The following is a 10,804-nucleotide window of genomic DNA, read 5'->3' as shown; positions in this document are numbered from 1 at the left end:
AAAAAGGTGGAAAGTTGAAGTCTTCCATAAAACGCTCAAATCCAATGCCGCCATGGCAGAATCACCGAGTCATACGGTTCTGACGCAGAGCAATCATCTGTTTATGTCGATATATTCTGCATTTCGCCTTGAGGTTTTGGCTAATAAGCTTCATTTGAACCACTTTGAGCTGCGAGCAAAGCTTTATCTTTCGGCACTGAAATCATCGTTCCAGGAGCTTCAGACGATGAAGTGCGTAACATGAGTTACTTATATTGGTTATCAGAAAGGTATTACGCCCGGCCGGGTTATCTCGGCCATCTCTGGAGCCCGTTATACCCATATCAAGAAAGCTGTTGTCAAGGCATTCATCGCTCATATCAAGGGCTTTGAGCAATTCGTAGGCCTGGAGCATTATCTCTATCTCGGTGAAGGCTCTTCCAAGCTCTCAGCGGAAGACTCCATGGCCTCGGAACTCACCAAGGAAACCCTGTCAGAACACATTAAGTTTGCTCTCTTTGATGTTGAGCTTGAACAAGCGCAATACTTTCTTGCATTCCTCATGCAGGAAGCGAGAGAGATTCTAAAGATACCTCTGAGTGGACAAACCAACTCGCTGGGAGCAACAGCTCCTATAGCCGTTGGCAACGGGGAAAAAGAGATGTTAGCCCTGACCAAACATTTTGATCAAAAATACGCCACTCTGACAGGCGTCAGTTACACCTCATACCATTTCTTTTTCGGAAAAATAAAGGAGATGCTGAATCAGTTTGTAGGCAAAAACACCGGGTTTGTTTTACAGACACTTCTTACTCAGACTGTGATCAACGGTGCTGTAGACTTTTATTTTCAGGAACCCTTCGAAAACCGTATTGGCTTCTTCAGTCATAACCCTGACAGAGCCTTTTATCATCCTCTGACGATTGTTAATGATATTGAGGATTTCAGCCTTCGGAACTGGTACAACATCTTCATATTTGGCTGGTATTACTCCACAGGTCGGTTTGCAAGGGTCAATCCATAGATAACCATTCATGCTGTGACCAGACTTTCTGGCCAACCTGCGAAAATAAGGCATACTTTACCGTGAAAAATATTTTGCTGACCATTTTTCATACTGGAAGGTGGCGCAAAATATTTTTCTTCGCTCATGGCGGTTTATGCCAGACTTAGCAAGGCAGTAGTGTTGGTAAAGTTATTGATTTTCTCAGGGCTGGTTCTGCATTTTGCACCCTGGTGGCTGAAAGGGTTTTGTCGTCTTCCCGCCGATCTGTACTGGAAAAGTGAGAACTTCCTGGTCTTCATACCTGTCATCTCCATGATTATTATTCACAGTGATCCTCAATCTATGGCAATAAATAGAGAGCAGTGGCCATGAAACCTAACTATCTCCTGGCAGGTTTATCCATTGGCTGTTTGCTGGCTGGCTGTTCTTCTCATAATGGAAAAGAACCGAAGTCGATGTGCACCGAGAGCTGGTATGAGTATGTGGAATCCAGGGTACCGACAGGTGATGGCATGGGCCATGGCCCTGATCCTGGTTCCCTGGAATGGCGCTCGGTCGTAGAATTCAGATTGGATTTACGAGATCAGAACCTGCTGCCCGACCGATCAAGCAACAGCTGGTGCAAAGCTATTGATCAATTTTTGAAAGCCCATGACGAATAGCTTTACCGTCAGAGGTGTCACCTGAACTGATCATTTCGTCGTAGGTTGTGGACATCACCATATCCAGTTGATCGGACAGGTTCTTACCCAGAGCGTGCTTTGCTTCGAAGATGCTGTGAAATATTTTGGGCTTTTCTTCTGCACCATCAGTAAGCCACTCTTTGTCGTTTATCCGACAGAGATAGATATCACCTTCAGCTGAAATCAGCTCAAGGTGAACCGGTTTCTGGCGAACAACTGCAGTCAGCGTTTTCAAGTTCATAACCTAGCCTCACGAATGTTTTCTGAGAAACCAAGATCCCTTAAAAGGGTTATCCAGCGTCTGGCTCCTGCCAGCAGGTACAGCCTCAGGCATATGCTGTGCAACGGTATGCATTAATGTTGAGGCTGAGTCAGGAGCTACATCCAACATCACCACACTGCCACCTTTATCCAGGTGGTCGTGAAAGGGTTGAAGCCTGTAGTTGTCACTGGAAGCGCCTATCAAGCCCCCCAGCCAGGTGGAGTATCCCAGTACTACCAGGCATGCAAACAAAGTAATCATCGAGGCAACCGGGTGCCCTTCCATTAATTCATAGACCGAAAGTCCGGCCAGCACTGTTAATATAATACCAACCAGAAATCCTCGCTCACCAGAATGAACTGTGTCGTATTCTTCCAGGAAAGAAAGATCATTGAGGTATTTTTTCTGCAACGTCAGATGATCTTTGTGAGCGATATGGATGTGATTGTGGGATACACCCTGAGACTCAACCAATTCGTTAAGTTTTTGGGCACATGGCAGATCAGGCACTCGATAAAGTATTCTTATCATACGGACATCCTTTTCCGGTGATTCGATCCAAGATGGCTACTTGTACGCAAAGCCGGTGAATTTGGATCACCCGAAATTCATCAGAGTGGCTTGGCACACCGCTCTTTCACAAACTCCTTAAAGGTTCTGTCAGCCAGAGACAAATAGCCGTTTTTACGCCAGGCCATCACAATTTCAAGCTTGACCGGTTCAGAAAACGGTACAGATCTGATTTGGTGCTCACTTTGCGCGACCAGTTCAAGCAGGGGGGATATGGCATGATTGCTTTCAACAATTTTCAGGATCATGGGCAAAAGATTGGTTTCAACCGCAGTTTTTGCTTCCAACTGATGCTTCTGACAAATTTCGTCGGCCAGCTCACGATGGAAATACCCTTCCCTGAACATCACCAGATCTTCACTGAAAAATTGCTTGAAAGAGACTGATGACAGTTTGTTGAATCGGTGGGCTTCACTGACTACAGCGACCATCTCTGAGTCCAGAAGATGCTCTGTCGCCAGAGTATCCGGAACATTTCTGTTCACCACCACCCCCAAATCCAGCTCTCCCTTCACCAACATCTTTCGGATGGACTGGGTTCCGGCTTCTACCATTCTCAACTTGATACTGGGATAACGGGTTTTAAATGCCATCAGGATATCGGGAAAAAAGTAAGAGCCCATCATACTGGGTACTCCCAGCCTGACCTCTCCTTTCTCCAACCCCTTGAGTTCATCCATGGCTAATCGGGCACTCTCAATCTGTTGCATGATTGAATGGGCATGCTCCAGCAACACCTGGCCTTCATAGGTTAATGAGACTTTCCGCTCCTGACGGTGGAACAGTGTAATGTCCAGCTCCTGCTCGAGTTTTTTAATGGCAATACTGAGAGCAGGCTGGGCGATATGCAGTTGCTCAGCAGCCCGGGTGAAGTTCAGGGTTTCGGCCACTTTGATGAAATAGCGGAGGTATCGAATATTCACTATGCATATCCAAAATATATAGTATCCATATTTATTATATATTTTTTTTATTACTCCAAACATCTTATTCTAACGATCGTTCTAACCAAACAGCCGTAAAGACATGATCGATCTCGCCACCCCCTCTTATCGAAAAGCAACTTTAGCCCTGGCTCTGGGATCTTTCCTGATTTTCTGCAACCTTTACCTGTTTCAACCCCTGATACCGGTCATGGCCACTCAGTTCTCGGTTTCTGTACTCAAGGCCAATGGTTTACTGGCGGCAAGCACAACAGGACTGGCACTCACGCTGCTGCCCTGGGCCATTCTTTCAGAAAAGCTGGGACGCTACCCTGTTATGATGATCAGCCTGGCGCTGGTACCTCTGGCAGGGCTGGGTATTCTCCTTTCAGACAATCTGACCTCTATGATTATTGCCAGAGCTCTGCTGGGTGTCGCCCTGGCAGGATTTGCTGCCGTTGCAGTGGCTTATATGGCAGAAGAGTTCACACAAAATGCGCTTATGATGGCTGTGGGTACTTATATCAGTGCTAACTCCCTGGGAGGTATCAGCGGCCGGATCTTTGGGGGATTAGTGTCTGAACACTGGAACTGGCAGACAGCGGTTGCCGCCATGGCTCTGTTCAGTCTGATGTGTGCTTTGATTGTCTATGCGCTATTGCCCAAAGCAACTCATTTTCAAAAAGAATCCGGATTCAGTGTTAAAGGAGGCACTCGCATTATTGCCGAGCATCTCCACAATCCTAAGCTGCTACTGGCAGTGTTGATTGGAGGGCTGAACTTTGCCCTGTTCGTCAATCTATACACTGTGATGGGGCTTCGGCTGATTGCACCACCCTACTCGCTTCCGCTGGGTTGGACCTCATTGATTTTTCTCTGTTACCTGAGTGGCACCCTTTCTTCCAGACTCAGTGGACACTGGCGTAAGAAACACACGACCACTCAGGGCCTATTGATCGGGACTTTCATCAGTATGACGGGGGTATGGATAGCCTGCTTTCAGGAATTAACTGCGATCATAATCGGACTGCTGCTGATCAGTTCAGGGGCTTTTTTTGTTCACTCTCTTGCTTATGGCTGGGTCAGTCATCATGCGACACGTGCCAAAGCTACCGCTACCGCTCTGTATCTTGTTGCCTATTATCTGGGAGGCAGTCTGGGAGGGTTCCTGCTCATCGCCTGCTGGGAGAAAGCGGCTTGGCCAGGGGTGTTAATGGGCTCAATGACTCTTTACGGGGCGATGTACTGGATGTGTTTCAGATTGAAAAAGTATGACCCGACCCATCAGACACCCACCATGGCTACGCCCTGAATGGTAAAGGCGCGAATGTTGTAGCCAAGGTGAAAGACTCTTAAAGCCCTTTTACCTGGCGCTCAACCTTAGCGAATCGTGGTAGATCCGCCATCATTTCTTTATTGTGTGCGACGATTTCTTCCTTCAACCTTTCCCGATCCTCGGGAATACTTTTTAACTGGGCTTTGATTTCCTGATAACGTGGTGAATCTTTTTTATGGCTGGAGAGTTCATCCTTCAGACTTCTGAGCTCTCCTTTTAATTCACTCAGGGTGGCAAGCATCTGATTTCTCTCAGTCGCCATGCCCTGCATTTTACTGTCATAGGAAACTCGATCGATCAAACCCTGAGGCATCGGCTTGAATTTCTGCCCCAATATCCATCGCTTTAGATCCCCATAGGTTTTCGATTTGAGTTTCCGGGCCGCATCGGCCAGCTTCTTCTTGAACGATCGGGGAACCTTCTCCTGAAGCACTTCATCAACAGGTGGTGCTTCCTCAGGTGTATTTGACTCTTTCGGTTGGATGGAAGGTAATGAAGACTGATTGTTCGGAATAGAGAGTTTCCGGGCAGACAGATCCGTTGAAGGGAAATCAGACGGTTTAGCTGATTTTGGAATCTTTGGAGTAACGTCCTGAAGCGTAGAGACCGACTGACCACTTCCGGTTTTGCCCACTTCGGTCGTCGGAGCCTTAGCCCGGATATTTCATAAACATGCTCCCGTTCTCACTTGCCCTTTGCCGATCTAAGGGAGTTTTACTCAGTCGACCGTACTCCCCGGTACGGCACTCCTTCGCAAAATCCCTTAGAGCGACAAATGCCTGCGCGAGATTCGGGGCAGTTTATGAAATATCCGGGTTAGAGACTCCACCGGGAATACCAGAGGGGATTGAAGAATCAAATTGAATGCCGCCTGACATGGCTCCCCCTCAGATAAACTTCTTCATCGTTATGAAATAGGTATCTGCAAGCGCCGCGCGATTTTAATAGTCAGCCAGAAAACAAAAGCTCATAAAAAAGCCACTGCCTGAAATCAGGGAGTGGCTTTTACAGACAGCAAAGCGTTATTTGCCGTAACGGTCCTGCAGTACTTCAAACACGGCACGAACACCAAAGGCTTCTCCGCCTACCGGGCGACCTGGCTGATTGCGAATATTCCAGGCCATGATATCAAAGTGAACCCAGGGAATGTTCTTGCCAACAAACTCCTGCAGATAAAGAGCAGCAGTAATTGAGCCCCCGTACGGCTCTTTAGCGCAGTTGGTCATGTCGGCGATTTCACTCTTGAGCATGTACTTGTAGCCCTTGTGTAACGGCATGCGCCAGACAGGATCGTCTGTTTTATCACCAGCCTGCATCAGTTCACACGCCAGAGCAGTATCGCCGGTGTAAAAACCACCAACTTCAGTGCCCAGAGCAACACGGCAGGCTCCTGTCAGAGTGGCAAAATCGACAATCATTTCAGGATTTTCTGTACTGGCTTCTGTCAGTGCTTCACACAGTACCAGACGGCCTTCAGCATCAGTGTTGTGAATCTCGACAGTCAGACCCTGACGTGTTTTAACCACGTCACCAGGACGCAGAGCATTTCCGGCAACCGCATTTTCAACGGCTGGAATGAGCATTCTCAGACGAACAGGCAGGTTGAAGTCCATAATCAGACGAGCCAACCCGATCACATGGGCTGCACCGCCCATATCCTTTTTCATCAGGCGCATACCCGCTGCACCTTTCATGTCCAGACCACCACTGTCGAAGCAGACACCCTTACCAACCAGAGTAATTAATGGATGCTTCTCATCACCCCATGCCATATCAATCAGGCGCGGAGCATGGGTACTGGCACGACCCACGGCATGAATAGTGGGGTAATTCTGGGTCAGCAGTTCATCACCTACGATCTGACTGACTTTGGCACCAAATTCTTCTGCCAGTTTTTCAACGGTTTCACCCAGATGTTCCGGCATCATATCGCCAGCGGGGGTGTTCACCAGATCACGGACAACGGCAACCGCTTTCACGAACTTTTCAGCTTCTTCAACCTGGGCCTGACTCGGCAGAATCAGTCTTGGACGCTCTTTTTCATCAGCTTTTTTATAACGATCAAACTGATAAGCGCCCAGCCCCCAGCTGAAAGCAGCCAGTTTCAGCTGATTGTCGTCACCCTGCAGTTTATAGTCTCCAGCAGGCAACTGGTTGACCAGATCACCACAGATAAAGTGACTGGACAGATCTGCAACACCCACAATCACCTGACTCATGACACCTTCTTCGCCAGGAATCAGACTGACGCCCTTCCCTTTGTAGTCCGTGCAGGTCAGCCAGTTCTGAAGAGCTTCTGGCTGCTCATCAAACCAGCGATCGAAATCTGAAGTTTCCACCAGAGTCAGGGGAATACCGTGGTCACCAGCCAGCAAATAGGAAAGCATAGGTCTCTACCATTTGGGAATATAAGGGATTGAAAGGAGACAATATCGAAAGAAGGGACACAGAATGAAGATAACCTGCGCACCTTGTGCAGTCATAGAAGCAAAGGCAAACCGCAATATTGCCATTTGCCGCTCATGTTATCAAAGCCTCAAGGGCCATGCCAGTGAACACAGCCTATTCGGAAACGACAAAAGCCTATTTTACTTAATATTTGAAAAAATAAGGTCTCTGTTTATCAAACCTTACGGTAGAGACGAATCATAAAGATCAAAAGCAGAAGTGCCCCCAGGGCAAAAACAACGTCTCCCGGAACTCGAATCCAGACCAATGTCTGCATCAGGGGAGAATGAAGTAACTCAGGAGATCGGGCATACCAGTAACCCTCACTAAACGACACATAGCCTTGAATCAGGCCCTGAGGCAATAGTGAGCCAAACACCATTAATGCCAACCCACCATTGAGTAACCAGAAGACCCATAACAGTAATTTGTCAGACCAGCCTTGATGTCTTAGTCCACGGAGACAGAAGAGCATCATACCAATACCCAACATACCATAGACACCAAACAGTGCCGCATGACCATGGGTTGGCGTGGTTTGAAGCCCCTGCAGATAGTACAAAGCCAATGGCGGGTTTATAAGGAAGCCCAGAACACCTGCACCGACCAGATTCCAGAAAGCCACGGCCAGAAAAAACATTAATGGCAAACGGTATTTGGCCACCCAGGGAGAAGCCTGCTTTAACTGCCAGTGATCATGGGCATCAAAAGCGATCAATGCCAGAGGCACCACCTCCAGTGCAGAGAATACCGCTCCCAGTGCCAAAACAGACTCCGGAGTACCCGCAAAATAGAGATGATGGAAGGTACCCAGGACACCACCACCCAGAAAAACAGCTGTTGAAAAAATAACGTAGATCGCCGCTGTACTTGCTCTGATTAAGCCAATCTTCACGAAGATCCAGCTTACCCAGGCTGCAGCAAACACTTCAAAGATACCTTCTACCCAAAGATGTACAACCCACCAGCGCCAATATTCAGCCAGTGTCAGATGAGTATGGCGGTCATACAACAATCCGACACCATACAAAAGGGCAACAGCAGCAGAAGACAGGAACAGTAGAAGCAGAAGATGTCCATCATCTTCCTTACGACAGATTGCAGGTAAAATCCCCCTGGCCATCAAGCCCAACCAGATCAGCAGACCCAGAAAGATCAACCATTGCCAGAAGCGACCAAGATCCAGAAATTCATACCCCTGATGACCGAACCAGAAATTGATGACTGGATCCTTGATCAAACCCTGAATTGCAGCCCACTCACCAAACAATGAGCCCACCACTGCCACTAACAACGCCAGCAGCAATAACCAGACGCCAATAGCCTGAAACCTGGGCTCCTTTCCTGCAATTAAAGGAACAGCATAAAGCCCTGCTCCCAGCCAGGCAGTAGCGATCCATAAAACAGCCAGCTGCACGTGCCAGGTTCTGGTCAGAGAATAAGGAAACCATTCTGATAAGGGAATCCCATAGAAATCCTGCCCTTCAACAGCATAATGGGCTGTTACCGCGCCTAATAGAATCTGAAAACCAATGAGTAGAATGACAATCCAAAAGTAACCTGTACAGGCTTTCATGGATGAAGTGGGCTGTATGAATTCCAATGGATCTGAAGTCGAATAACCCGCTTCAGGAACCAGGTCATCTTCCCAGGTGGCCCGCTGTCGATTGAAAAACCAGCATAAAAGACCTATGGCCGCGATAAGAATAACAATCGATAAAAACGTCCACAAAAAGGAAAAGGCAGTGGGAGTGTTATTAACCAGCGGCTCATGGGGCCAGTTATTGGTATAACTCACCTTGTCATCAGGCCTTTGAGTCACTGATGCCCAGGCAGTCCACCACCAGAAGGATGAAAGCTTGAGAATAGCCTGGTCGGGATTCAGACCCAGAGGTTTTTCCTGAATGGCATAGGCAATCCTGAGTTTGTGGAAGTCTATTGAGTTATTCGCCCCAAACAGGCCCAGGTAGTGTTTTTGCACTGACCGTATGGCCCGCTCCCGCTCTTCTGATAGAACAATCACACCGGTTTCAGGGTTATATGTGTTGACCTTCAGTTCTGACCCGAGAATGGCCGAGTAGCGGGCAAGCTGGGGCTCAGTCAGAGCACTCGGTTTTCTACCCGAACGACGCTCAATAATGGCCTCCGCTTCTCGATGCAGAAAATCAGCAGTCCAGTCAGGTGCTAGATAGGCCCCATGGCCCCAGACAGAACCCAGCTGCATCCCACCCAGACTTCTCCAGACATCCATGCCTTCCTGGATATCCTGTCTGGTGAATATGACCTCACCCGTACTGGTCACCACTTTCTCGGGAACAGGTGGGGCTACCTGATACAGTCGTCCACCTACAAACAGCAAAACGACAAATGAAGCAAAAACCAGAACGAAAAGAATCCACCAGAGCCGTGGCAGGGTAAATGTACGACGATAATCCATAAACCATTCCACACTTTAATTGGATAAACAGAAATAGAAGCCCTATCTCGAAACAGGACCCTGAACGATCAAAGGATAGATGAATCGGGTATGTGTCGTATTTATGAATGCCCAGTACGGATTATTCTCGAAATTTCCAGACTGTAAAACAGAAGAGGATGATCAATGATTCACGTAGAATAAAAACAAGATTCTATATCTATAGACAAATCTATGAACATCATACATACACTGCGATAGAGTGCAGGAAAGTGACAACAAAGTTTTGAAGGATATCGAAAATAGACTCTATGGATAAAAATACATTTCTTACAGAAGTTGAAAGAAGGCTCAGGGAATTGTTCAACGCCTCAAAGCGTTCTCAAAAGCTGTCTGCTTCCGTGAAGCATCGCTGCGAAGGCTTTATGCACGCTGGCGTTTTTATGGAACTGATAACAAACGACGAACTCCAGGGATTGATGGAGCAGATTCACCTGGATATTTTTGATAAAACCATTGAGCAGGCCAGACAAGATAAAGCTCATATCTGGCAAGGTGATACGACGGATTACAGTCTGTATGAAACTTCACCCACATCCCGGAAGAAAATGAAAACAACAGTATCCTGACCGCGTTTCACCTCGACCTCATATTGCGCCAACTCCGGCGCTACCCTCTTTAGTTCCCTTATCGGAAAAATACCTTCTCCCCCACTCTCTCAGACACTCCTTTTATCATCACAATAGAAGCCCCCTGAACATGACGACTACTAATATTGACCATGACGGTAGCCATAACTCTGCTCCCTTCCGGGTTAAATAATTCAAGCTCCTGCCACATATTAGTGGTGGCCTTGGCTTTTCCTTTTTACATTTCCCTTAAACGCAAAAAAGGCAACACCCGGAGGTATTGCCTTTCTCTCTTCACATTATGTGAAGCAAGTCAGCTACATAGTATGCAGCTTAACCTTTACAGAGGACGGATGTCTTCTGCTTGAGGACCTTTCTGGCCCTGAGTCACTCGAAATTCAACCTGCTGGCCTTCTTTCAGAGTCTTGAAACCGTCGCCAACGATCTGACGGAAATGGGCAAACACGTCAGGACCGTTTTCCTGAGCGATGAAACCAAAACCTTTCTCTTCGTTGAACCACTTAACAGTACCGGTAGTAGTAGACATAATAA

At 47.5% G+C, this 10,804-nt stretch carries 12 protein-coding genes and 1 pseudogene; 6 read left to right on the top strand and 7 right to left on the bottom strand.

The features are described from left to right. From ACR2PX_RS13680 to ACR2PX_RS13665, 4 genes and pseudogenes are all read left to right on the top strand, one after another. Positions 1 to 244: pseudogene (locus ACR2PX_RS13680) on the top strand (IS701 family transposase); the annotation flags it as partial. Positions 245 to 442: 198 nt separating this feature from the next. Continuing rightward, positions 443 to 1,003 (top strand): hypothetical protein, encoded by a 561-nt coding sequence (locus tag ACR2PX_RS13675; RefSeq protein ID WP_433999908.1) that lies wholly within the window; start codon positions 443 to 445, stop codon positions 1,001 to 1,003. Positions 1,004 to 1,129: 126 nt separating this feature from the next. After that, complete coding sequence (locus tag ACR2PX_RS13670; RefSeq protein WP_433999907.1) at positions 1,130 to 1,357, top strand: DUF2905 family protein; 228 nt, start codon at positions 1,130 to 1,132, stop codon at positions 1,355 to 1,357. Continuing rightward, complete coding sequence (locus ACR2PX_RS13665; protein WP_433999906.1) at positions 1,354 to 1,647, top strand: hypothetical protein; 294 nt, start codon at positions 1,354 to 1,356, stop codon at positions 1,645 to 1,647. The genes ACR2PX_RS13670 and ACR2PX_RS13665 overlap by 4 nt, the downstream gene beginning before the upstream one ends. Here ACR2PX_RS13665 and ACR2PX_RS13660 read toward each other — a convergent pair. The 3 genes from ACR2PX_RS13660 to ACR2PX_RS13650 form a co-directional block, all read right to left on the bottom strand. Then, a complete protein-coding gene (locus ACR2PX_RS13660; protein ID WP_433999905.1) occupies positions 1,613 to 1,909 on the bottom strand; it encodes a DUF6482 family protein in 297 nt (98 codons plus the stop codon). The two genes, ACR2PX_RS13665 and ACR2PX_RS13660, sit on opposite strands and share 35 nt — an antisense overlap. Positions 1,910 to 1,918: 9 nt before the next feature. Then, positions 1,919 to 2,461, bottom strand: coding sequence for a hypothetical protein (locus ACR2PX_RS13655; protein ID WP_433999904.1), 543 nt, complete (start codon positions 2,459 to 2,461; stop codon positions 1,919 to 1,921). Between the two features lie 80 nt (positions 2,462 to 2,541). Further along, on the bottom strand, positions 2,542 to 3,423 hold the full coding sequence (locus tag ACR2PX_RS13650; RefSeq protein WP_433999903.1) for a LysR family transcriptional regulator: 882 nt from the start codon (positions 3,421 to 3,423) through the stop codon (positions 2,542 to 2,544). A 103-nt stretch (positions 3,424 to 3,526) separates the two neighbouring features. On the opposite strand from ACR2PX_RS13650, the gene ACR2PX_RS13645 reads away from it, so the two are divergent. Beyond that, positions 3,527 to 4,735: an MFS transporter gene (locus ACR2PX_RS13645; protein WP_433999902.1), complete on the top strand. Its 1,209-nt coding sequence runs from the start codon at positions 3,527 to 3,529 to the stop codon at positions 4,733 to 4,735. 40 nt (positions 4,736 to 4,775) lie between these two features. Here the strand turns inward: ACR2PX_RS13645 and ACR2PX_RS13640 are convergent, their stop codons facing one another. The 3 genes from ACR2PX_RS13640 to ACR2PX_RS13630 all read right to left on the bottom strand — a co-directional run bounded on the left by ACR2PX_RS13640 (position 4,776) and on the right by ACR2PX_RS13630 (position 9,644). Next, positions 4,776 to 5,393 carry a hypothetical protein gene (locus tag ACR2PX_RS13640; protein WP_433999901.1) on the bottom strand — a complete coding sequence of 206 codons (618 nt, stop codon included), beginning with the start codon at positions 5,391 to 5,393 and terminating at the stop codon, positions 4,776 to 4,778. A 388-nt stretch (positions 5,394 to 5,781) separates the two neighbouring features. Beyond that, positions 5,782 to 7,146, bottom strand: coding sequence for a leucyl aminopeptidase family protein (locus ACR2PX_RS13635; protein ID WP_433999900.1), 1,365 nt, complete (start codon positions 7,144 to 7,146; stop codon positions 5,782 to 5,784). Between the two features lie 236 nt (positions 7,147 to 7,382). Beyond that, complete coding sequence (locus ACR2PX_RS13630) at positions 7,383 to 9,644, bottom strand: nitric-oxide reductase large subunit (protein WP_433999899.1); 2,262 nt, start codon at positions 9,642 to 9,644, stop codon at positions 7,383 to 7,385. A 290-nt stretch (positions 9,645 to 9,934) separates the two neighbouring features. Here ACR2PX_RS13630 and ACR2PX_RS13625 point away from each other — a divergent pair, with 290 nt between their 5' ends. Next, positions 9,935 to 10,252: a hypothetical protein gene (locus ACR2PX_RS13625; protein WP_433999898.1), complete on the top strand. Its 318-nt coding sequence runs from the start codon at positions 9,935 to 9,937 to the stop codon at positions 10,250 to 10,252. A 340-nt stretch (positions 10,253 to 10,592) separates the two neighbouring features. Here the strand turns inward: ACR2PX_RS13625 and ACR2PX_RS13620 are convergent, their stop codons facing one another. Continuing rightward, positions 10,593 to 10,799 (bottom strand): cold-shock protein, encoded by a 207-nt coding sequence (locus tag ACR2PX_RS13620; RefSeq protein ID WP_034834851.1) that lies wholly within the window; start codon positions 10,797 to 10,799, stop codon positions 10,593 to 10,595. Positions 10,800 to 10,804 lie beyond the last annotated feature (5 nt).

The organism is Endozoicomonas sp., from assembly GCF_051008435.1.
Classification (GTDB): domain Bacteria; phylum Pseudomonadota; class Gammaproteobacteria; order Pseudomonadales; family Endozoicomonadaceae; genus Endozoicomonas_A.
The sequence above is the reverse complement of the archived record's forward strand: the minus strand, read 5'-3'. Positions and strand labels throughout refer to the sequence as shown.

Bases quoted from the DNA above. Each gene is read 5' to 3' on its own strand.
- ACR2PX_RS13675 (WP_433999908.1), top strand. From the start codon at position 443: ATGGCCTCGGAACTCACCAAGGAAACCCTGTCAGAACACATTAAGTTT.
- ACR2PX_RS13670 (WP_433999907.1), top strand. From the start codon at position 1,130: ATGGCGGTTTATGCCAGACTTAGCAAGGCAGTAGTGTTGGTAAAGTTA.
- ACR2PX_RS13665 (WP_433999906.1), top strand. From the start codon at position 1,354: ATGAAACCTAACTATCTCCTGGCAGGTTTATCCATTGGCTGTTTGCTG.
- ACR2PX_RS13660 (WP_433999905.1), bottom strand. From the start codon at position 1,909: ATGAACTTGAAAACGCTGACTGCAGTTGTTCGCCAGAAACCGGTTCAC.
- ACR2PX_RS13655 (WP_433999904.1), bottom strand. From the start codon at position 2,461: ATGATAAGAATACTTTATCGAGTGCCTGATCTGCCATGTGCCCAAAAA.
- ACR2PX_RS13645 (WP_433999902.1), top strand. From the start codon at position 3,527: ATGATCGATCTCGCCACCCCCTCTTATCGAAAAGCAACTTTAGCCCTG.
- ACR2PX_RS13635 (WP_433999900.1), bottom strand. From the start codon at position 7,146: ATGCTTTCCTATTTGCTGGCTGGTGACCACGGTATTCCCCTGACTCTG.
- ACR2PX_RS13630 (WP_433999899.1), bottom strand. From the start codon at position 9,644: ATGGATTATCGTCGTACATTTACCCTGCCACGGCTCTGGTGGATTCTT.
- ACR2PX_RS13625 (WP_433999898.1), top strand. From the start codon at position 9,935: ATGGATAAAAATACATTTCTTACAGAAGTTGAAAGAAGGCTCAGGGAA.
- ACR2PX_RS13620 (WP_034834851.1), bottom strand. From the start codon at position 10,799: ATGTCTACTACTACCGGTACTGTTAAGTGGTTCAACGAAGAGAAAGGT.